This is a genomic window from Pseudonocardia humida (assembly GCF_023898865.1).
Classification (GTDB): Bacteria; Actinomycetota; Actinomycetes; order Mycobacteriales; family Pseudonocardiaceae; genus Pseudonocardia; species Pseudonocardia humida.
Genome location: NZ_JAGSOV010000046.1, coordinates 57966 through 79333 on the forward strand (window position 1 = coordinate 57966; position 21368 = coordinate 79333).

Consider the following 21368-nt stretch of genomic DNA (forward strand, 5'->3'; position numbering starts at 1 on the left):
GTGCCGCTGGTGCAGCACGCCCTGCGCGGTGGCCGGCCCGCGGCCGTGGCTCGTGGCGAGCGGCGGGGCTTCTGCCCGGCGCCCGCGTTCGTTGATCGGCAACCGACCGTAACGGGCGTCACACCTTCTGTTCAATCCGCCGATCCGCTGAACGACGGATGTGGCATACGGCGCATGGCTGATGCTACTGATCCTTGCGGCTGCACAGACCTGGCCTGACCTGGTGATCATCGCCGGCCCTCAGCAGAGCCCTCAGGCCGGCCGCGCACCCGGCACCTCGCACGACGCGGAACACCGATGCCGAAGGGGTCCCCTTACGCCGAACCTGGACACAACGCCGACCGCCGCAGTCGACGATGTCGAGGAAGGGGACCCGAGATGACCGGTTTGATCATTGTTGCCCTGCTGGTGGTCGTCGCGCTGGCCGCGCCGCGCTACGGGGCCGACAGCCACACCTCCGACAGCTGGACGGGGGAGCGCAGGGGGGAGCGGGCGATGCCGCGCAGCCGGGCCACGATCCGGGGCGACCTGACCACCGCGTGGTCCGCCCTGGTGCGCCGGACCGGCCGCGCCCGCGCCTGAGTCGTCCGGCCCGTCGGGGGCACATCACGAGCGGCACCTCCGCACCGGCGGAGGTGCCGCTCGTCGGCGTCTGCGGGGCCCGGTTCCGGGGTGATCGCCGTCACCTGGGAGTATTCTCGTCTGGTGGTGTGTTGACACCATCGAGACCGCACGGCCGGGCAGAACTCGTGCAGAGGCGTCGCGGGCTCACCGCGGGAGCACGCGCTCCCGACGCACTGCGACGAGAGACTGAATTTGACCCTGAACGAGTCCGAGTTCGACCTGCGATCCTTCGCCGACCTCCCCCTCCGCCCCGAGCTGCAGGCCGTCGTGGCCGAACTCGGCTACACCGAGCCCAGCCCGATCCAGGCGGAGTCGATCCCCACCCTCGTCGAGGGCCGCGACCTGCTGGGTCAGGCCGCGACGGGCACCGGCAAGACGGCGGCCTTCGCGCTGCCCATGCTCCAGCGCTGGGCCGAGCAGCGCCCCGAGCGCAACCGCGGCGACGCGCCCTTCGGCCTGGTCCTGGCCCCGACCCGGGAACTCGCCCTGCAGGTGTCCGAGGCGGTCACCCGCTACGGCGCCGGCCTGGGCGCCCGCGTGCTCACCGTGTACGGCGGCGCCCCCGTCGGCCCGCAGTGGAAGTCCCTGCAGCAGGGCGTGGACGTGGTCGTGGCCACCCCGGGCCGGGCCATCGACCTGATGAACCGGGGTGCCCTCAAGCTCGACGCGCTCGAGGTCGTCGTCCTCGACGAGGCCGACGAGATGCTCGACATGGGCTTCGTCGAGGACATCGAGACCCTCCTCGACGCCACCCCCGACACCCGCCAGGCCGTGCTGTTCAGCGCGACCATGCCGCGGCGGATCGAGACGCTGGCGCAGAAGTACCTGCGCGAACCGGTCACCGTGCGCATCCGCCGGGCCGAGGTGGCCGAGGGCGAGGCGCCCAAGGTCCGCCAGGCGGCCTACCTGGTGCAGCGCACCCACACCACCGCCGCCCTGGGGCGCGTGCTGGAGGCCGAGCGGCCGAAGGCGGCGATCGTGTTCTGCCGCACCCGGCTCGACGTCGACGCCGTCACCGAGACGCTGACCGGTCGCGGCCTGCGCGCCGAGGCGCTGCACGGCGGCATGGACCAGGAGCACCGCACGCGCGTCGTCGAGCGGCTGCGCAGCGGGCGCACCGAGCTGCTGGTCGCCACCGACGTGGCGGCCCGCGGCCTCGACATCGACCTGCTCACGCACGTGGTCAACCACGACGTGCCGCAGTCGTCGGAGGCCTACGTGCACCGCATCGGCCGGGTCGGCCGGGCGGGCCGGGAGGGCGTGGCGATCACGCTGGTCCCGCCGTCGAAGATCTACGCGCTGCGCGCCGTCGAGCGCCTCACCGGGCAGCCGATCGAGTTCGCCCCGGTCCCGACCGCGGCCGACCTGCGCGAGGCCCGGCTGGAGCGCACCCGCGCCTCGCTGGTCGAGCAGCTGACCGGTGAGCCCGCCGCGGACGGTGTCCGGGCCATGATCGAGGGCCTGGCCACCGAGTTCGACCCGGTCGACGTGGCCGCGGCCGCGGTCCGGCTGCTCAGCGCGGCCGCCGGTTCGCCCGACGACGACGAGGACATCCCCGTGGTCACGGCGCCGCGCGGTGGTGCCCGCACCGGGACGGTCCGCGATCCCCGCAGCCGCGGTGGCGCCGCCGGCACCCGGCCGCCGAAGGCCGGCACCACCCGGCTGTTCGTCAACGCCGGTCGCGCCAGCGGCGTGCGCCCGCAGGACATCGTGGGTGCGCTGGCCAACGAGTCGAACCTGTCCGGGCGCGACATCGGGGCCATCCAGATCCACGAGCGGCACGCGCTGGTGGAGATCCCCGAGCACGCGGCCGACGAGGTGCTGCGCAGCCTGCGCGGCGGCACCACGCTGAAGGGCCGGCGGGCCAACGTCCGCCGCGACCGGGGCCTGGTGGGCTCCGGCGCCGGTCGCCCCCAGCGCGACTGACCGTCCACCGCTGAGTGACAGGAAAGCCACCTTCGGGACGTCCTCCGTCCTGAAGGTGGCTTTCCTGTCATCGGGGGAGGGGGTCGACGGGCGCCGCCGCGGAGATGGCGGTCGCGCTCGGCCGCTGCTGAGATGGCCACCGTGGTGGACCGTCCCCGGCCGGGTGTCCGGCTGACCGACGCCGAGCGCGAGCACGCCGCGTCCCGCCTCCACGCCGCGCACGCCGAGGCCCGCATCTCCCTCGACGAGCTGGACCAGCGGCTCGCGGTCGTCTACCGGGCGAGAGTGGCCGGCGACCTCGAACCCGCCTTGCGCGATCTCCCCACCGACCGGGAGCGCGCGCTGTTGTCCGGTGAGGTCGAGGACGGGCTCGTGCGCCTGGGTCCCGGTGAGTTCGTCCAGCGGGGTCGGTGGGCTGTACCGCGGCGGCTGGTCGTCGACACCGTCGACGTGCCCGCCGTCCTCGCCCAACCGGTCGTGTCGGACCTGCGGGAGGCGGCGGTCCCGCACCCGCGGGTCGACGTGGAGCTGCGGACGCTCCACGTGGCCCAACTCGTGCTGCCCGCCGGGGCCTCCGCGGACGTCAGCGGCGTGCGCGGGCACGGGTCGCCACGGCGTACCGCGGTGCCGACCACGCCCGTCCCCGGTCGGTTGCACGTTGTGGTGCGCGGTGTCATCCCGCGCCGCTGGATGCTGTGGGTGGACCACCGCCCCGCCCCGCTGTGGTGGCAGCTCACCCGGGCCTGAGCCTGACCTACTGCGGCGGGTCGGGGACGCGCAGCCCGCGCTCGGCGCGGATGTGCGCCGGGACCAGGTCGAGCAGCTGGTCGGGGCGCAGCGGCAGGTCGAGCAGGCTGAGCTGGACGCGGTTGCGGCGGGCGTGCCGGGCCGGGTCGAACCGGACGATGTGCGCGGCGTCGGGCACGTAGTCGATGCGCACCGCGGAGCCGCCCGGGACCTCCAGGTGCTCCGCCCCGTCGGCCTCCAGCGTCGCCGGGTGGCCGGCGTCGGGCCGCAGCACGACCGGCTCGTCCGGGCCGAGGACGAGCGCCCGGCTGATCCCGGACATCGGCGCCACCGGCGTCACCACCACGGTCTGGGCGGACGGCGAGACGACCGGACCGCCCGCGGCGTAGTTGTAGGCGGTCGAGCCGGTGGGCGTGGCGACGATGAGGGCGTCGGCGCGGTAGCGGCCGAAGTGGTCCGCCCCCACGACCAGTTCCGCCGACATCGCCCCGCGCGTGCCGCGCAGCACCATGTCGTTGAAGGCGACGAGCCGCGGCCCGTCGCCGTCGTCGACGCGCAGCGCGCCCCGCGACTCCACCGAGAACTCCCCGGCGACGAGCCGGGCCAGCGCGCCCTCCAGCTCGGCGGGCGAGACCTCGGTGAGGAAGCCCAGGTTGCCGTGGTTGACCCCGAGCACCGGCACCGGCTCCGGTCGGTCGGCGACCAGCCGCAACGCCCCGAGCATCGTGCCGTCACCGCCGAGGCTCAGCACGCCCTTCACGCGCCGGGCGAAGTCGGCGTCGGGCAGGGCCGCGACGCCGTCCGGCAGGCGGGCGCGGTCGACCTCCCGGCCCAGCACGCCGACGTCGTGCGACCGCGCCCAGGCCAACGCCCGGTCCAGGGAGCCGGAGACGTCGTTGCGGGGGTGCAGCACCAGCCCGACGGCCAGGTCGGGGGCGGAGGGGGTCACCGGGTGGTCCGTCCGTGGCGGGGCATACCGGAGATCATTCCCTCCCGGGCCCCGACGGCGCCCGAACCGGCCGGTCCGAACACTAGAATCGGCAGGTGGCGGTCACGGACGAGGCGATCTTGAAGATCAAGGCGATGATCCTGTCCGGGGAGCTGGGGCCGGGGGACCGGCTGCCGCCGGAGAAGGAGCTGAGCGAGGCGCTCGGGCTCTCCCGCAGCTCGCTGCGCGAGGCGGTCAAGGCGCTGGCGATCATCCGGGTGCTCGACGTCCGCCGCGGCGACGGCACCTACGTCACCAGCCTGACCCCGAGCCTGCTGCTGGACGCGATGTCGTTCGTGGTCGACATCCACCAGGACGACTCGGTGCTGGAGCTGTTCGAGGTGCGCCGGATCCTGGAGCCCGCCGCCGTCGCGCTGGCCGCGCCGCGCCTGGACGGCGCCGACATCGCCGAGCTGCGCGCGCTGGTGGCCCAAGTCGACGAGACCACCTCGCCCGACGACCTGGTGGCCAACGACATGGTCTTCCACCGCTACATCGCCGAGCGCGCCGGCAACGCCTACCTGACGAGCCTGCTGGACACGCTGTCGAGCAGCACCGTGCGGGCGCGGGTGTGGCGGGGGCTGACCGAGCAGGGCGCGGTCACCCGCACCCTCACCGAGCACAGCGCCATCGTCGACGCCCTGGAGGCCGGCGACGTCGACCTGGCGCGCGCGCAGGCGACCGTGCACATCAGCGGCGTCATGCAGTGGCTGCGCCGCGCCTCCGAGGTCTGACCCCCGTCGAGAACGAACCTGTTGTCGTTTGGACCGGTCCAAAACGACGACAACTTCGTTCTCGACGGGGCTGGGGGGAGGGCTACTCGTAGAGGACGGCCTTGATGTCGGGGCTGTCGATGTTGGACTTGTCGTACCAGAAGAAGCCGGTGTCGATGACCTCGGGCAGCTGCTCGCCCTTGGTCGCCTTCACCGCCGCCTGCACCAGCTGCTCGCCCATGCCCACCGGGTCCTGGGTGATCGCGCCGAGCATCGTGCCGCTGTTGATGGCGTCGATCTGCGCCTTGCCGGAGTCGAAGCCGATGATGGTCAGGCCGGTCGCGCCGCTCTCCTCGACGCCCTTGATCACGCCGACGGCCGAGCCCTCGTTGGCGGCGTAGATGCCCTTGAGGTCCGGGTTCGCCGAGATGATCGACTTGGTGATGTCGGCTGACTTGGCCTGGTCGCCGCCGCCGTACTGGGGGTCGAGCAGGGTGATGCCGGGGGCGTTGGCCGTCATCCACTCGACGAACCCGTCGCGGCGGTCGGTGCCCGACTTGGAGGTCTGGTCGTGCACGACCATCGCCACCTTGCCGGTGCCGCCCAGCGCCTCGGCCATGTGCTTGGCCGCCTCGGCCGCGGCGGCCTTGTTGTCGGTGGCCGCGGTGGTCAGCGGGACGTCGCTGTCGACGCCGGAGTCGAACGCCACGACGGGGATGTTCAGGCTCTTGGCCTGGGCCAGCAGCGGCGCGGCGGCCTTCGAGTCCAGCGCGGCGAAGCCGAGCGCCGAGGGCTGCTTGGCCAGCGCGTTGGTCAGCATGGTGACCTGCGCCTCGATGTCGGACTCGGTGGCGGGGCCCTCGAAGGAGATGGTCACCCCCTGCTTGGCCGCCTCCTGGTCGGCGCCCTTCTTGACCGCCTGCCAGAACTGGTGCTGGAAGCCCTTGGAGACGATGGCGATGTAGGGCTGTTCGCCCCCGCCGCCGCCCCCACTGCCTGCCTGCCCGCCGCAGGCGGTGAGGGTCAGGGCCAGGGCGGCCGCCGCCACGGCCGCGAGTCGGGATCTGCGCATCTTGGGTCGAACTCCTTTGGTCGAGACAGCGGGGGAAGTCGGGGCCGCTAGGTGGCGGAGCCGCGCTTGCGGGCCTGGTCGGCGTAGACGGCGACGAGGATGACGCAGCCGAGGATCACGTTCTGCCACTCCTGCGGGATGGACATGATCTGCAGGCCGTTGTTGAGCACCGAGATGATCAGCGCGCCGATCACGGTGCCGACGATCGAGCCGCGCCCGCCCGACAGCGACGTCCCGCCGATCACGACGGCGGCGATCGCCTGCAGCTCGTAGCCCATGCCGGTGGCCGGCTGGGCGGACCCGAGCCGGGCCGAGATCATGATCCCGGCCAGGCCGGTGAACAGCCCGGCCAGCGTGTAGATGATGATCTTCCAGCGGCGGACGTCGATGCCGGAGAGGGCCGTGGCCTCCTCGTTGCTGCCGATCGAGAAGGCGTAGCGGCCCAGCACGGTCCGGCTGAGCAGGACGCCGGCGACGACCGCGGCGATCAGCAGGATCACCACGGCGTTCGGGAACCCCGAGCCCGGGATCAGCGTGCCGATGGAGATGTCGATGTAGCCGGGGGAGTCGGTGAAGTAGATCGGCGCGCTGTTCGACACGACCAGCGCCAGTCCCTGCGCGACCAGCATCATGGCCAGCGTCGCGATGAACGGCGGCAGCCCGAGCACGGCCACGTTGAACCCGTTGACCAGCCCGATCAGCCCGCCGAACAGGATGGTCAGCAGAACCCCCACCGGCACCGGCAGCCCGGAGTTCACGATCAGCACGCCGGACATCACCGCGCACAGCGCCATCCCGGTGCCGATCGACAGGTCGATGCCGCCGGTGATGATCACGAACGTGGTGCCCAGCGCCAGCGTCCCGATCACCACGGTGGAGAACAGGATGTTGGTGACGTTGCCGTAGCTGGAGAAGACCGGGCTGAGGATCGAGAAGAACGCGAAGATCACGATCAGGCCGGCGAAGGCGAGCAGTTGCTGGAGCCGGTCGCGCAGGGTGCGCGGGGCCCCGGCCGCGGCGGCGCCCCGCCCGTCCTGCTTCTCGGGGGTCGGCGGTGTCACGGTGGGGGACGTCATCGTTCTCCTGCCTCGGTCGAGGGCGCGTTCTCGTCGGGGGCGGCCTGGTCGGGGAGCTCGTCCCCCTCGGTGGCGGGGCGCAGCGTCGCGAGGTGCATGACACTCTCCTGGTCGGCCTCGGCGGCCGACAGCTCGCCGGTCACCCGGCCCTCGCTCATCACGACCACCCGGTGCGACATCCGTAGCACCTCGGGCAGCTCGGAGGAGATCATGATGATCGACTTGCCCTGCCCGGCCAGCTCGTTGAGCAGCGCGTAGATCTCCTCCTTGGCGCCGACGTCGATGCCCCGGGTCGGCTCGTCGAAGATCAGCACGTCGCAGTCCTTGGCCAGCCACTTGGCGATGACGACCTTCTGCTGGTTGCCCCCGGACAGGTTCTTGGCCGTCTGGTCCACCGAGGGCGTGCGGATCCGCAGCGTGGACACCAGCTCGGTCGAGCGGGCCCGCATGGCCCGCGCGCGCACGAACCCGAGGGACTGGAACCGCTGGCCCAGCGCGCTCAGCCCGATGTTGGCGTTGACGTCCTGCTCCAGCAGCAGCCCGAGGTGCTTGCGGTCCTCGGACAGGTAGCCGATGCCGTGCCGGGCGGCCTCGGCCGGGTTGGCGATGCGCACCGGCTCGCCGCGCAGCCGCACGGTGCCCGCGCTGATCGGGTCGGCCCCGACGAGCGCGCGGGCGACCTCGGTGCGCCCGGCGCCCATCAGCCCGGCGAACCCGAGGATCTCGCCGCGGCGCAGCTCGAACGACACGTCGTCGAGCAGCGCCTTCGTGCTCAGCCCCTCGACCGACAGCACCACCTCGCGGTCGTCGCGCACGTCCTGCGGCTTCGCGTCGCCGACGATCTCCCGCCCGACCATCCGGGTGATGACCTCGCGCATCGAGGTCGACGCCGTGTCCAGGGTGTCGATGAACCGGCCGTCGCGGATGACGGTGATCCGGTCGGCGATGGCCTTGAGCTCGTCCATCCGGTGGGAGATGTAGATGACGCCGGTGTCCGGGCGGCGGAACCGGCGGATCAGCTCGTGCAGGACCTTGACCTCGGCGTCGTTGAGCGCCGCCGTGGGCTCGTCCATGATCAGGATGCGGGCGTCGTAGGACAGCGCCTTGGCGATCTCGACCATCTGCTGCTTGGCCACCGTCAGCCCGCCGACCACCTCGCGCGGGCGCAGCGGCAGGTGCAGCCGGTCGATCAGCTCCTGGGCCTTCGCGTCCAGCGCGCGGTCGCGCAGGAAGAACCCGCCCGCCCGCGGCTCGCGGCCGATGAAGACGTTCTGCGCGACCGTGAGGTCGGGCATCAGGTTGAACTCCTGGTGGATGATGCTGATCCCGAGGTCCTGGGCCTGCTTGGGACCGGTGATCTCCACCGGCCTGCCGTCCAGGAAGAACTCGCCCTCGTCGGCGGCGTGGATGCCCGAGAGCAGCTTCATCAGCGTGGACTTGCCCGCGCCGTTCTCGCCGACGAGCGCCAGCACCTCGCCGCGGCGCAGGTCGAGGTGCATGTCCTGGAGCGCCTTGACGCCGGGGAAGCTCTTGGCGACCCCGCGCACCTCCAGCAGCAGCTCCTCGGTGAGCTGACCGGTCATCGTGGTGAACCCTCCCCGGCGAGCCGGTACACCCGGGTCGCCGTGCCGGACAGGATGGTGGCCCGCTCGTCGGCCGTCAGCTCGTCGACCAGTGCGGCCATGACCTCCCACGTGCCGGCGTAGCCCGCGGTGAGCAGGGTCATCGGCCAGTCGCTGCCCCACAGCAGCCGGTCGGGGCCGAACAGCTCCAGCGCGGCCTCCCAGGCCGGGCGCACGCCGGCCACCGTGAACGGCCGCCCGCGCACCTGCAGCCCGGAGACCTTGGCCACGGTGTTGGGCGCGGCCGCGATCTCGGCGAGCGTCGTGCGCCAGACGACGAAGTCGGCCTGCGCGGCCGGGGGCTTGCCCAGGTGGTCGAGCACGACCGTCAGCTCGGGCAGCGCGGCGGCGAGGTCGGCGACGGCGCCCAGGTGCCGCGGCCAGGCGTCGGGCACGTCGAACGCGATCCCGGCGTCGGCCAGCAGGCCCAGCGACTCCCGGACGGCGGGCAGGGCCAGGAAGTCGTCCCTCGGGTCGTCGTGCACGAGGTGGCGCACGCCGCGGAACGCGGGGTGCGCGAGCCACCGGTCGAGCTGCTCCTGCGCGGTCACCGGGTCGTCGAGCCTTACCCAGCCGACCACACCGGCGACCCAGTCGTGGGTGTCGGCGACCTCCAGCATGAACGCGGTGTCGGCCGCGGAGTCCTCGGCCTGGACGAGGACGGCCCGGTCGATCCCGCAGGCGTCCAGCTCGGCGTGGGCGCGCTCGGCGGTGATCGTGGTGTGCAGCGGGCCCAGCTCCGGGGTGATCCAGGAGTAGGCGCTGCGCCCGAGGTCCCACAGGTGCAGGTGCGCGTCGATGCGCGGGGTGGGGAGGGTCATGCCGGGACCATCCCCTGGGCGGCCAGCGCCTCCCACAGCGCGTCCGGGACGGGTGCGTGCGCGCGGTCCACGGTCTCGCGCAGCTCGGCCGCCGACCCGGCGCCGAGCACGACCGAGCGCACGCTCGGCTCGCGGCGCGGGAACTGCAGCGCCGCGGCCGGCAGCTCGACGCCGAACCCGTCGCAGACGTCGGCCAGGCGCCGCGCCCGGGCCAGCACCCCGGCCGGCGCCTCCAGGTACTCGTAGCGGGCGCCCTCGCCGGGGCGCGGGGAGGCCAGCAGCCCGGAGTTCAGCACGCCGGCCGCGACGACCCCGATGCCGCGCTCGCGGCACTCGGGCAGCAGCTCGGCGGCCGCGGGCTGCTCCAGCAGCGTGTAGCGCCCGGCCACCATGAGCAGGTCGAGCGCGCCCGTGCGGGCCGCCGCCACGAGCGCCCCGGTCGAGGTCGATCCGACGCCGACCGCGTCGACCAGGCCCTCCTCGCGCAGGGCGACCACGGCAGGCACGCCGGTGGCCAGCGCACCCTCCAGCCCGGCGCCCTCCGGGTCGTGCAGGAACAGCACGTCGACGCGGTCGAGGCCGAGGCGCTCCAGCGACTCCGCGAGGCTGCGCCGCACGCCGTCGGCGGTGAAGTCCCAGACGCGCTCGACGTCGGCAGGCACGTCGTACAGGTCGGCGTCGCGCTCGCCCGCCGTCCCCGGGCTGGGGCGCAGCAGCCGGCCCGCCTTGGTCGAGACCACGTACTCCGCGCGCGGCTTGCCGGCCAGGAACCGGCCCAGCCGCCGCTCGGAGAGCCCGAGCCCGTAGTGCGGGGCCGTGTCGAAGTAGCGGATGCCGGCGTCCCAGGCGGCCTGCAGCAGCTCCGCGGCCCCGTCGTCGGTCATCGGCGCGAACAGGTTGCCCAGGTTCGCCCCGCCGAAGCCGAGCGGCCCCAGTCGGAGCTCACCCATGCGCACCGACCGTGTACTCGGCCAGCGACGCGGCCAGCATCTCGGTGCCCGCGCCCGGGGCGAGCGGGGTGCGGTAGCGGCCGTCGCCGACCTCGACCGGGGTGACGAAGTGCTCGTGCAGGTGGTCGACGAACTCGATCAGCCGGCCCTCGCGGGTGCCGGAGACGGCGACGAAGTCGAACATCGCGATGTGCTGCACGGCCTCGCAGAGCCCGACGCCGCCCGCGTGCGGGCACACCGGCACCCCGAACTTGGCCGCCAGCAGCAGGATCGCGATGTTCTCGTTCACCCCGGCGACCCGGGTGGCGTCGAGCTGGAGCACCTGCAGCGCGTCGGCCTGCAGGAACTGCTTGAACATGACCCGGTTGGCCATGTGCTCGCCGGTCGCCACCGGGATCGGGGCGATGCCGCGCGAGATGGCCGCGTGGCCCAGCACGTCGTCCGGGCTCGTCGGCTCCTCGACCCAGGCCAGGTCGAACGGCGCCAGCGCGGTGACCCAGGCGATGGCGTCGGCGACGTCCCAGCGCTGGTTGGCGTCCACCGCGATCCGGATGCCGGGCCCGACGGCCTCGCGGGCCAGCTTCAGCCGGCGCACGTCGTCGGCGAGGTCGGCGCCGACCTTCAGCTTGATCTGGGTGAAGCCCTCGGCCACCGCCTCCCGGCACAGCCGGGCCAGCTTCTCGTCGTCGTAGCCGAGCCAGCCCGGGGTGGTGGTGTAGGCGGGGTAGCCCTCGCGCACCAGCGCGGCCTCCCGCTCGGCCCGCCCCGGCTCGGCGGCCCGCAGGATCGCCAGCGCCTCGTCGCGGGTGAGGGCGTCGCTGAGGTAGCGGAAGTCGACCAGGTCGACCAGCTCCTCGGGGCTCATCGCGGCCAGCAGCCGCCACAGCGGCTGCCCGGTCCGCTTGGCCTTGAGGTCCCACAGCGCGGTGACCGCGGCGCCGATGGCCATGTGCATGACGCCCTTCTCCGGGCCCAGCCAGCGCAGCTGCGAGTCGTGCACGAGGGAGCGCCAGGTGCCGCCCATGTCGGCCAGCAGGGCCTCGACGTCCTGGCCCGTCAAATGCTGTGCCAACGCGTCGATGGCGGCCACCTGCACGTCGTTGCCGCGCCCGATGGTGAAGACGAACCCGTGCCCGGTCAGCCCGTCGTCGGCGTCGGTGTCGACGCGCAGGTAGGCCGCCGAGTAGTCGGGATCGGGGTTCATGGCGTCGGACCCGTCGAGCATGAGCGACGTCGGGAAGCGGACGTCCGCCGTGGACAGGCCAGTGATGCGGCTCACGGCGGTACGGTAGACATCCGATGTCTCAGCGGTCAATGCCGCTGGCGGCCGACGCCGGATCGTTATTCAGCCGTCCGGGTGGGTGAACATCGGATGTTCAACCAGGGGTTCGGCGTAGCGGGGCGGTCCGGTGCAGACTCGGCCGATGGACGCCACCGACCCCGGAGTCGATCTCAAGCCCCGCTCCCGCGCCGTCACCGACGGGCTGGAGGCCACCGCGTCCCGCGGCATGCTGCGCGCCGTCGGGATGGACGACGGCGACTTCGCCAAGCCGCAGATCGGGGTGGCGTCGAGCTGGAACGAGATCACCCCGTGCAACCTGTCCCTGCAGCGGCTGGCCACCGCGGCCAAGGAGGGCGTGCACGCCGGCGGCGGCTACCCGCTGGAGTTCGGCACCATCTCGGTCTCCGACGGCATCTCCATGGGCCACGTCGGCATGCACTACTCGCTGGTCAGCCGGGAGATCATCGCCGACTCGGTGGAGACGGTGGTGCAGGCCGAGCGGCTCGACGGCACCGTGCTGCTGGCCGGCTGCGACAAGAGCCTGCCCGGCATGCTCATGGCGGCCGCCCGCCTCGACCTGGCCTCGGTGTTCGTCTACGCGGGCTCGATCCTGCCCGGTTACGTCGACGGCCGGGAGGTCACGATCGCCGACGCGTTCACCGCCGTCGGCGCCTGCGCGCGCGGGCTGATCAGCCGCGAGGAGGTCGACGCCATCGAGCGGGCGATCTGCCCGGGGGAGGGCGCCTGCGGCGGTATGTACACGGCCAACACCATGGCCAGCGCGGCCGAGGCGCTGGGGATGGCGCTGCCGGGGTCGGCGAGCCCGCCCGCGGTCGACCGGCGCCGCGACGGCATCGCCCGCGCCTCGGGGCAGGCGGTGGTGGCCCAGCTGGCCAAGGGCATCACCGCCCGCCAGATCATGACCAGGGAGGCCTTCGAGAACGCGATCGCGGTCGTGATGGCCTTCGGCGGGTCGACCAACGCCGTGCTGCACCTGCTGGCGATCGCCCGGGAGGCGGGCGTGCCGCTGGAGCTAGACGACTTCAACCGGATCGGCGACCGGGTCCCGCACCTGGCCGACGTCAAGCCGTTCGGCGCGCACGTGATGTCCACGATCGACCGGGTGGGCGGGGTGCCGGTGGTGATGAAGGCGCTGCTCGACGCCGGCCTCCTGCACGGCGACGTGCTGACCGCGACCGGCCGGACGATGGCCGAGAACCTGGCCGAGATCGACCCGCCCGGCCTGGACGGGTCGATCCTGCGGGCCCTGGACAACCCCATCCACCCCACCGGCGGGCTGACGATCCTGCGCGGCTCCCTCGCCCCGGACGGCGCGGTGGTCAAGAGCGCCGGCTTCGACGCGGCCACCTTCGAGGGCACCGCCCGCGTCTTCGACGGCGAGGCGGGCGCGATGGCGGCGGTCGAGGACGGCACGCTCAAGGCGGGCGACGTCGTCGTCATCCGCTACGAGGGCCCGCGCGGCGGTCCGGGCATGCGCGAGATGCTCGCCGTCACCGGCGCGATCAAGGGCGCGGGCCTGGGCAAGGACGTCCTGCTGCTCACCGACGGCCGGTTCTCCGGGGCGACGACGGGGCTGTGCGTCGGGCACGTGGCCCCCGAGGCCGTCGACGGGGGGCCGATCGCCTTCGTCCGCGACGGCGACCGCATCGTGCTGGACATGACCACCCGCACGCTGCACCTGGACGTCGACGCCGAGGAGCTGGCGCACCGCAGGGAGGGCTGGGTGCCGCGGGAGTCGGCGATGCGGTTCGGGGTGCTGGCCAAGTACGCGAAGCTGGTCGGCTCCGCGGCCGAGGGGGCGGTCTGCGGCTGAGGGTCCGTCAGCCGCGCAGCAGCTCGGCGGGGTGCACGGCCACCACCCGGCCGTCGACGAGCAGCAGGACGTGCTCGGCGGGGCCGAGCCGGGCGGCGGCGCTGTCGACCGCCTCCCCGGCGCCCACGGCCGTGGCCGGGACCGCGTGCCCGGCCACGTCCTCGTCGGCGCGGCCGGGCTCGCCGTCCACCACCGCCCGCAGCGCCTCCACCCGCACCACGCCGAGCACCTCGGGCAGGGAGCGGGTGGGGTCGCCGGACTCGCGCGCGACGACCACGGCGACCGGTCCCTCGCGGTGCGCGCGCAGCACCTCGGCCAGCGGAGTGCCGCCCGGGGCGACCGGGAGCCGGGCGGCGCCCGGCAGCCGGTCGCGCACCCGGGGGCCGGCCGCGGCGTCCTGGAAGCCGAGCCGGGTCAGCCAGCCGTCGTCGAAGTACTTGGACAGGTAGTTGCGCCCGGAGTCGGGCAGGATCACCACGACCAGGTCGCGCGGGCCCAGCTCCTCGGCCAGCCGCAGGGCGGCGGCCACCGCGCAGCCCGACGACCCGCCGACCAGCAGCCCCTCCTCGTGGGCGAGGCGGCGGGTCATCCGCAGCGACTCGCGGTCCGGGACGCGCAGCATCCGGTCGACCACGGCGGGGTCGTAGACCTGCGGGGAGTCCTCGCCGCGGGTGTCGGGGTGGCGGTAGTGCCCGACGCTCTCCACGTAGTACGGGCTGCCGTCGCCCCCGCCGTACACCGAGGCCTCCGGGTCGGCGCCGACCACGACGACGCCGTGGCCGCGCAGGAAGCGGCCGGTGCCGCTGATGGTGCCGCCGGTGCCGATCCCGGAGACCAGGTGGGTGACCCGCCCGTCGGTCTGGCGCCAGATCTCCGGGCCGGTGGTCAGCTCGTGCACGCGCGGGTTGGCGGGGTTGTCGTACTGGTTGGCGTACCAGCCACCGGGGGTCTGCTCGGCGATGCGCGCGGCCAGGTTCTTGACGTGGCGGGGGTGCTCGCGGGGCAGCGTGCCGATGGTCTCCACCACCTCGGCGCCGTAGGCCCGCAGCAGCGTGACCTTCTCCCGGGCGATCGTGTTCGGCACCACGAACACCGCCCGGTGGCCGTGCTGGGCGGCGACCACGGCCAGTCCCACCCCGGTGTTGCCCGACGTGGCCTCGACGATCACCCCGCCGCCGGTGGGCGGCAGCGCCCCCGTGCGCTCCGCGTCGCGGACCATGGCGAGGGCCGCGCGGTCCTTCACGGAGCCACCAGGGTTGCTGAACTCCACCTTGCCGTACACGGCCGGGGCCAGGCCCGCGGTCACGCGGTTGAGCCGGACCAGCGGTGTTTCGCCGACGGCATCCAGGACGGATTCGTGGATGGTCACGTCCTGATCGTGCCTCACCGATCCCGCACGCATGTACGAGTTGGCGAAGGAGGCCAGCCTCTCGGCTGGTGTGAACCGGGACGGCGGGCGTCGCGGTCCGTAGGCTGCCGCGGTGTCGACATTGCCCGGGGACTGGAGCAGCTGGCGCGACCGGTTCACTGTGGACGGTTACGACGAACGGTGGCGGGCGATGGCGGCCGCCGGTCGCGACCCGCACGGCGAGGCGGCCTTCGTGATGGCGTTCTCGCCGGTCAGCGCCCTGGACGCGGGGTGCGGGACCGGGCGGGTCGCGATCGAGCTGGCCCGCCGGGGAGTCGACGTGGTCGGCGTGGACGCCGACCCGGAGATGGTCGACGCGGCCCGGCGCAAGGCCCCGGAACTGCCCTGGCGGGTCGCCGACCTGGCCGAACTCGATCTCGGGCGGCGGTTCGACGTGGTCGTGCTGGCCGGCAACGTCGTGCCGTACGTCACTGCGGCCTCCCGAACAGCCGCGATCGCACGCTGTGCGCGCCACCTCACGCCCGGTGGCCGTCTGGTGGCCGGGTTCGCGCTGCGACCCGGCTGGCCGACCCCGGCCGAGTACGACCGCTGGTGCGCCGACGCCGGCCTGCTGCCGACCGAGCGGTACGCCACCTGGGACCGCGAGGCCCTCGGCGACGACCCCCGCTACGCCGTCCTGGTGCACGCGGCGCCGGGGTGAGGGCTCACGCCCGGGCGGCGACGGCGTCCTCCAGGGCCACGCGCATCGCCCCCACCGGGCCCGGCCGCCCGGTCATCAGGGCCACCTGGGCCGCCGCCTGGTGCAGCAGCACCTCCAGCCCGCTGACGACCCGGGCGCCCGCGGCCGCCGCGGCCGCCGCGAACGGCGTCGGCCACGGCGCGTAGACGACGTCCAGGACGACCGCGCCGCGACCGGCGCCGGTGAGCGCGTCGGCGGCCGGGCCCGGCAGGGTGGAGATCGCGACCTCCGCGCCGGCCAGCGCCCGCGCCGCGCGCACCGGGTCGGACAGGTCCTCCCGCAGCGCCGGAGCCATCCCGAGCCGCTCGGCCGCGGCGCGCAGCTCGCCCGCCCGGGCCGCCGACCGGACGAGCACGGTGACGTCGGTCGCGCCGATCTCGCGCAGCGCGGCCAGCGCGGCCTGCGCCGTCCCGCCCGCCCCGAGGACCACCGCCGGCCCGGTGCCCGCGCCGGCCCCGCGCAGGGCGGCGACGATCCCGGCGACGTCGGTGTTCTCGGCGCGGCGGCGCCCGCCGCGCAGGACCAGGGTGTTGGCCGCGCCGGTCGCCGCGACCAGCGGCGAGACCTCGTCGGCGACCTCCAGGGCGACCCGCTTGAGCGGCATCGTCAGCGACAGCCCCGCCCAGTCGTCGTCCAGCCCGGCGACGAAGCCGGCCAGCTGGTGCTCCGAGCACTCGTGGGCGTCGTAGTGCCAGTCGTGCAACCCGAGGGCGGCGTAGGCCGCCCCGTGCAGCACGGGCGAGAGCGAGTGCCCCACCGGGGACCCCAACACCGCAGCGCGCATGGGGCCAGCATCCCATTGCGGTCCGGGCGCCCGACCCGTGCCGCCCCCGGCGCGGTCGGGGTGACCGTGCACCGCTACGTCGAGGACGTCCGGGCCTAGGGTGCGCGGCGTGGCTGAGACGGTGCTGGTGCTGGGCGGACGCAGCGAGATCGGGATCGAGGTGGCGCGGCGGCTGGCGCCGGGCGCGACGGTCGTGCTGGCCGCCCGGCGGGCCGACGACCTCGACGCCGAGGAGAAGCTGGTGCGGGAGGCCGGGGCGGCCGCGGTCGAGCGTGTCGAGTTCGACGCCGACGACCTCGACGGGCACGGCCCGTTCCTGGACGGCGTGCTGGCTCGCCACCCCCGGCTCGACGTCGTGCTCGTCGCGTTCGGGATCCTCGGCGACCAGGCGCTCGCCGAGCGCGACCCGGCGCACGCGGTGCGGATCGTGCACACCGACTACGTCGCCCAGGTCGCCGTCCTCACCCGGCTGGCCACGGTCCTGCGCGCGCAGGGCGGCGGCCGGCTGGTGGTGTTCTCCTCGGTGGCCGGGGCCCGGGTGCGGCGGGCCAACTACGTCTACGGCTCGGCCAAGTCCGGGCTGGACGGGTTCGCCTCCGGCCTGGCCGACGCCCTGCACGGCAGCGGCGTGCGGCTGCTGCTGGTGCGCCCGGGCTTCGTCATCGGCCGGATGACCGAGGGCATGCGCCCGGCGCCGTTCTCCTCGACCCCCGAGCAGGTCGCCGAGGCCACCGTCGCCGCGCTGCGCCGCGGTCGTGGCGAGGTGTGGGTGCCCGGCGTCCTGCGCCCGGTGTTCGCCCTGCTGCGCCACGCCCCCCGGGCCCTCTGGCGCCGCATGCCCCGCTGACCGGTTCGGGGCGGGTGGACTCCGCGGGGTGATAGCGCCTACTGGAACCGTTTCGTAACGTCAGCGTCATCCGTGCCTCGCAGGATCGCCTTTCCCGCGACGGGTGATCGGCGCCAGTTCGATCAGTGGCAGTCAGGAGCCAGGACATGGGCGGCAGATGGCGGTCGGCGCTGATGACCGCCGCCGGGTTCGTGCTGCTGGTGCTGCTGTGGGAGCTGGCGAAGCTGGTGCTGCCCGACGCCGGCGTGAGCGTGGGCGACACCCGCGTCCTGCCGCGCACCGACGACGCCGCCATGCCGCACGTGTGGACGGTGCTCGCCCAGCTCGGCCGGCCCGAGGTGGCCGTGCCCGGTGCGCGCCTGGTCGGCGTCGCGGTCGCCGCGGCCGCGCTGTTCACCCTCGGGCTGGCGCTGGGCGGGCTGGTGCTCGGCGCGGTGCTGGGCATGGTCCTGGCCCTGGTGATGCTGCGCTTCGAGCTGGTCGAGCGGGCCGCGCTGCCTTACGTCGTGCTGTCCCAGACCGTGCCGCTGATCGCGATCGCGCCGCTGGTCGCCGGCTGGGGCGGCAAGATCGCGATCCTGGGCTGGTCGTGGCAGCCCTGGGCCAGCGTCATGGTGATCTCGTCGTACCTGGCGTTCTTCCCGGTGGCGGTGGGCATGCTGCGCGGGCTGTCGTCGCCGATCCGGGCGGACGTCGAGCTGTTCCGCGCGATGGCCGCCGGCTGGTGGACCACGCTGCTGCGGCTGCGGCTGCCGGCCTCGGTCCCGCACCTGCTGCCCGCGCTGCGGCTGGCCACGGCGGCCGCCGTGGTCGGGGCCATCGTCGCGGAGATCTCCACCGGCACCCGCGGCGGGATCGGCCGGCTGATCATCGAGTACGCCCAGTCGGCCACCGGCGACCCGTCGCGGATGTACGCGGCGATCCTGGGCGCGGCCGTGCTGGGCCTGGTCGCCGCGGGCGCGGTCGGGTTGCTGGACGTGGGGTTGCGGCGCTACCGGGGGAGTGTGCGGTGACGGGGACGGCGGACGGGGCCGGGGACGAGACGGCGGACGGGGCGGCGGACGCGACGGCCGCGGTGCGGCTGGTCGGCCTGGACAAGGCCTTCGGGTCGGTGCGGGCGCTCACCGGGATCGACCTGACCGTGGCCGGCGGCGAGTTCGTGTCGCTGATCGGGCCGTCGGGCTGCGGCAAGTCGACGCTGCTGCGCGTGGTGGCCGACCTGGAGCAGCCCACGGCCGGCACCGTCGAGGTCAGCGGCAAGACGGCCCGCCGCGCCCGGCTCGACCAGGACTACGGGATCGCGTTCCAGCAGGCGGGCCTGCTGGAGTGGCGCACGGTCGCGGAGAACGTGGAGCTGCCGCTGCAGGTGCACGGCGTCGGGAAGGCCGAGCGCCGGCAGCGGGCGGGCGAGCTGCTGGAGCTGGTCGGCCTGGCCGACTTCGCCGGTTCCCGGCCCGGCCAGCTCTCCGGCGGCATGCAGCAGCGGGTGGCGATCGCCAGGGCGCTGGCCCCGAGCCCGCAGCTGCTGCTGATGGACGAGCCGTTCGGGGCGCTCGACGAGATGACCCGGGAGCGGATGCAGGCCGAGCTGCTGCGGATCGCCGGCGAGACCGGGGCGGCGGTCCTGTTCGTCACGCACTCGATTCCGGAGGCCGCCGTGCTGTCCGACCGGGTCGTGGTGATGTCGGCGCGCCCGGGCCGGATCACCGACGTCATCGACGGCTGCCGCCCCCGCGGGACCCGCGCGCCCCTCGGGCACGGCGTCGACGGCGCCGAGCTCGCCGGGGACGCCCTGTCCGACCGGGTCGACGACGTCCGCGAGTCCACCGCCTTCTTCGCCGCGATCACCGCGGTCCGCGAGGCCCTGCGCAAGGGGCACGGATGAGCGAGCTCGCGAGCGGACCAGCGACGCAGCGCCTGCCCGCGTCGCCGAGCGAGCGCAGCGGGGGAGAGCGATGAGGTCTGTGCTGAGGGCCTGGCCGCCGCTGGCGCTGGGCGTGCTCGGGCTGGTGGCCTGGGAGCTGGTCGTGCGGCTGGCCGGGGTGCCGGCGTTCCTGCTGCCCGCGCCCAGCGCCATCGGCGCGGCGATCGGCCAGCAGTTCGGCGTGCTGCTGAGCACCTCGGCCGTCACCGGCGGGAACGCGCTGGTCGGGCTGCTCGCCGGGTTCGGGCTCGGCGTGCTGCTGGCCCTGCTGGCCGCCTGGTCGCGGCTGCTGCGCGAGCTGACCACCCCGGTGGTGCTGGCGGCCAGCGCGGTGCCGATCGTGGCGCTCGCGCCGGTGTTCACCACGATGTTCGGCTCCACCACCGAGCTGCCGCGCCGGCTGGTGGTCACGATCGTCGTGCTGGTGCCGGTGTTCGTCTCCACGGCCCGCGGGCTGCGCCAGGTCCTCCCCGTGCACGACGAGCTGATGACCGCGCTGGCCGCGTCGCCGTGGCAGCACGCCCGGTTCGTCCGGCTGCCCGGCGCGGTGCCCCACATCGTCACCGGGCTGCGGCTGGCCGCCCCGGCCGCGGTCATCGCCGCGATCGTCGCCGAGTACTTCGGGGGCCTGCAGAACGGGCTGGGCAGCCGGGTCTCCTCCGCGGCCGCCAACACCGCCTACGCCAGGGCGTGGGCCTTCGTCGCCGCCTCGATCGTGCTGGGGCTGCTGTTCCACCTGGCCGGGTCGCTCACCGAGCGCCTGGTGACCCGCGGCCGGACCTGAGGGTCCGGGCGCGGGAGTCCACGAAGGAGGGGTCAGATGTCCCGACGACCAATGCTGTCGCGCCGGCCGCTGCGCGTGTTCGCGGTGGCCGCGGCGCTGGCGGTGTCCGTCGCCGCCTGCACCACGACGCCCGAGGGCGGCGGATCCGACACCTCCGGCGGTGGCGGTGCCGCCGCGGGCGGCAACCAGAAGGTGACCCTGCAGCTGCAGTGGTTCGTCCAGGGCCAGTTCGCCGGCTACCTGGCCGCCGTCGACCAGGGCTTCTACACCGACCAGGGACTCGACGTCGAGATCAAGGAGGGCGGGGTCGACATCGTCCCGCAGACGGTGCTGGCCCAGGGCCAGGCCGACTACGCGATCGCCTGGGTGCCCAAGGCGCTGGCCTCGCGCGAGCAGGGCGCCGGGATCACCGACGTCGCGCAGGTCTTCCAGCGCTCGGGCACCTACCAGGTGTCCTTCGCCGACAGCGGCATCGCCTCCCCGGCCGACCTGCGCGGCAAGAAGGTCGGCAACTGGGGCTTCGGCAACGAGTTCGAGCTGTTCGCCGGGATGACCGGGGCCGGGATCACCCCCGCCACCGACGTGACGCTCGTGCAGCAGCAGTTCGACATGCAGGCCCTGCTCTCCGGTGAGATCGACGCCGCGCAGGCCATGTCCTACAACGAGTACGCCCAGGTGCTCGAGGCCACCAACCCTGACACCGGGCAGCTCTACCAGCCCTCGGACTTCACCGTGATCGACTGGAACGACGTGGGCACCGCGATGCTGCAGGACGCGATCTGGGCGAACACCGAGCGGCTGTCCGACCCGGCCTACCAGGAGACGACGGTCAAGTTCATCGCCGCGTCGCTCAAGGGCTGGGCGTACTGCCGCGACAACCTGGAGTCCTGCCGCGACATCGTGGTGAAGGCGGGCTCGACGCTGGGCGCCAGCCACCAGCTGTGGCAGATCAACGAGGTCAACAAGCTGATCTGGCCGGCCCCCTCCGGCGCCGGCCTGATCGACCAGGCGGCGTGGGACCGCACCGTGCAGGTGGCCCGCACGGCGGTCAACGCCGACGGGCAGACCGTGCTCACCCAGGACCCGGACCCCGAGGCGTTCAGCAATGAGTACGTCCAGCAGGCCCTCGACCTGCTCAAGGCCGACGGCGTGGACGTGGTGGGCAGCTCGTACCAGCCCACCGAGGTGACCCTCAACCCCGGCGGCGCCTGATCCGGTCGTGGGGGGGGGGGGGGGGGGGGGGGGGGGGGGGGCCCCGCCCCCCCC

General features: G+C 74.0%; 20 protein-coding genes. 11 read left to right on the forward strand and 9 right to left on the reverse strand.

Annotated features, from left to right (window positions below; genetic code table 11):
- The first annotated feature begins 378 nt into the window (after positions 1-378).
- From KDL28_RS22205 to KDL28_RS22215, 3 genes are all read left to right on the forward strand, one after another.
- On the forward strand, positions 379-582 hold the full coding sequence (locus KDL28_RS22205; RefSeq protein ID WP_252441394.1) for a hypothetical protein: 204 nt from the start codon (positions 379-381) through the stop codon (positions 580-582).
- A gap of 234 nt (positions 583-816) precedes the next feature.
- Positions 817-2550 carry a DEAD/DEAH box helicase gene (locus KDL28_RS22210; RefSeq protein WP_252441395.1) on the forward strand — a complete coding sequence of 578 codons (1734 nt, stop codon included), beginning with the start codon at positions 817-819 and terminating at the stop codon, positions 2548-2550.
- 132 nt (positions 2551-2682) lie between these two features.
- Positions 2683-3297: a DUF1707 SHOCT-like domain-containing protein gene (locus KDL28_RS22215; RefSeq protein WP_252441396.1), complete on the forward strand. Its 615-nt coding sequence runs from the start codon at positions 2683-2685 to the stop codon at positions 3295-3297.
- A 7-nt stretch (positions 3298-3304) separates the two neighbouring features.
- Here KDL28_RS22215 and KDL28_RS22220 read toward each other — a convergent pair whose 3' ends face one another.
- Positions 3305-4246 (reverse strand): NAD(+)/NADH kinase, encoded by a 942-nt coding sequence (locus KDL28_RS22220; protein ID WP_252441397.1) that lies wholly within the window; start codon positions 4244-4246, stop codon positions 3305-3307.
- Between the two features lie 95 nt (positions 4247-4341).
- Here KDL28_RS22220 and KDL28_RS22225 point away from each other — a divergent pair, with 95 nt between their 5' ends.
- Positions 4342-5019, forward strand: coding sequence for a FadR/GntR family transcriptional regulator (locus KDL28_RS22225; protein WP_252441398.1), 678 nt, complete (start codon positions 4342-4344; stop codon positions 5017-5019).
- A gap of 82 nt (positions 5020-5101) precedes the next feature.
- Here the strand turns inward: KDL28_RS22225 and KDL28_RS22230 are convergent, their stop codons facing one another.
- From KDL28_RS22230 to KDL28_RS22255, 6 genes are read right to left on the reverse strand one after another with little or no spacing between them, the layout of a single operon-like run.
- Positions 5102-6070, reverse strand: a complete 969-nt coding sequence (locus tag KDL28_RS22230) for an ABC transporter substrate-binding protein (RefSeq protein WP_252441399.1) — start codon at positions 6068-6070, stop codon at positions 5102-5104.
- Positions 6071-6117: 47 nt separating this feature from the next.
- Positions 6118-7146 carry an ABC transporter permease gene (locus KDL28_RS22235; protein WP_252441400.1) on the reverse strand — a complete coding sequence of 343 codons (1029 nt, stop codon included), beginning with the start codon at positions 7144-7146 and terminating at the stop codon, positions 6118-6120.
- On the reverse strand, positions 7143-8729 hold the full coding sequence (locus KDL28_RS22240) for a sugar ABC transporter ATP-binding protein (RefSeq protein WP_252441401.1): 1587 nt from the start codon (positions 8727-8729) through the stop codon (positions 7143-7145). Before KDL28_RS22240 ends, KDL28_RS22235 begins: the two co-directional genes overlap by 4 nt.
- Complete coding sequence (locus KDL28_RS22245; protein WP_252441402.1) at positions 8726-9589, reverse strand: amidohydrolase family protein; 864 nt, start codon at positions 9587-9589, stop codon at positions 8726-8728. Before KDL28_RS22245 ends, KDL28_RS22240 begins: the two co-directional genes overlap by 4 nt.
- Positions 9586-10539, reverse strand: a complete 954-nt coding sequence (locus tag KDL28_RS22250) for an aldo/keto reductase (RefSeq protein WP_252441403.1) — start codon at positions 10537-10539, stop codon at positions 9586-9588. Before KDL28_RS22250 ends, KDL28_RS22245 begins: the two co-directional genes overlap by 4 nt.
- Positions 10532-11818 (reverse strand): enolase C-terminal domain-like protein, encoded by a 1287-nt coding sequence (locus KDL28_RS22255; RefSeq protein WP_252441404.1) that lies wholly within the window; start codon positions 11816-11818, stop codon positions 10532-10534. Before KDL28_RS22255 ends, KDL28_RS22250 begins: the two co-directional genes overlap by 8 nt.
- 145 nt (positions 11819-11963) lie before the next feature.
- On the opposite strand from KDL28_RS22255, the gene ilvD reads away from it, so the two are divergent.
- The gene (gene ilvD, locus KDL28_RS22260; protein WP_252441405.1) at positions 11964-13655 is read left to right on the forward strand and encodes a dihydroxy-acid dehydratase; all 1692 of its coding nucleotides are present in this window, start codon (positions 11964-11966) and stop codon (positions 13653-13655) included.
- Between the two features lie 7 nt (positions 13656-13662).
- Here ilvD and KDL28_RS22265 read toward each other — a convergent pair whose 3' ends face one another.
- A complete protein-coding gene (locus KDL28_RS22265; protein ID WP_252441406.1) occupies positions 13663-15024 on the reverse strand; it encodes a PLP-dependent cysteine synthase family protein in 1362 nt (453 codons plus the stop codon).
- A 112-nt stretch (positions 15025-15136) separates the two neighbouring features.
- On the opposite strand from KDL28_RS22265, the gene KDL28_RS22270 reads away from it, so the two are divergent.
- Positions 15137-15724 carry a class I SAM-dependent methyltransferase gene (locus KDL28_RS22270; RefSeq protein ID WP_252441407.1) on the forward strand — a complete coding sequence of 196 codons (588 nt, stop codon included), beginning with the start codon at positions 15137-15139 and terminating at the stop codon, positions 15722-15724.
- 4 nt (positions 15725-15728) lie between these two features.
- On the opposite strand, the gene KDL28_RS22275 is transcribed toward KDL28_RS22270, so the two are convergent.
- Entirely contained in the window at positions 15729-16547 is an 819-nt protein-coding gene (locus tag KDL28_RS22275; RefSeq protein ID WP_252441408.1) for a shikimate dehydrogenase, read from the reverse strand.
- A gap of 109 nt (positions 16548-16656) precedes the next feature.
- On the opposite strand from KDL28_RS22275, the gene dprE2 reads away from it, so the two are divergent.
- The 5 genes from dprE2 (at position 16657) to KDL28_RS22300 (ending at position 21314) form a co-directional block, all read left to right on the forward strand.
- Positions 16657-17394, forward strand: coding sequence for a decaprenylphospho-beta-D-erythro-pentofuranosid-2-ulose 2-reductase (gene dprE2 / locus KDL28_RS22280; protein WP_252441409.1), 738 nt, complete (start codon positions 16657-16659; stop codon positions 17392-17394).
- A gap of 146 nt (positions 17395-17540) precedes the next feature.
- Entirely contained in the window at positions 17541-18407 is an 867-nt protein-coding gene (locus KDL28_RS22285; protein WP_252441410.1) for an ABC transporter permease, read from the forward strand.
- The gene (locus KDL28_RS22290) at positions 18404-19279 is read left to right on the forward strand and encodes an ABC transporter ATP-binding protein (RefSeq protein ID WP_252441411.1); all 876 of its coding nucleotides are present in this window, start codon (positions 18404-18406) and stop codon (positions 19277-19279) included. The genes KDL28_RS22285 and KDL28_RS22290 overlap by 4 nt, the downstream gene beginning before the upstream one ends.
- A gap of 70 nt (positions 19280-19349) precedes the next feature.
- Positions 19350-20102 (forward strand): ABC transporter permease, encoded by a 753-nt coding sequence (locus KDL28_RS22295; protein ID WP_252441412.1) that lies wholly within the window; start codon positions 19350-19352, stop codon positions 20100-20102.
- 36 nt (positions 20103-20138) lie between these two features.
- Positions 20139-21314, forward strand: a complete 1176-nt coding sequence (locus KDL28_RS22300; RefSeq protein WP_252441413.1) for an ABC transporter substrate-binding protein — start codon at positions 20139-20141, stop codon at positions 21312-21314.
- Positions 21315-21368 lie beyond the last annotated feature (54 nt).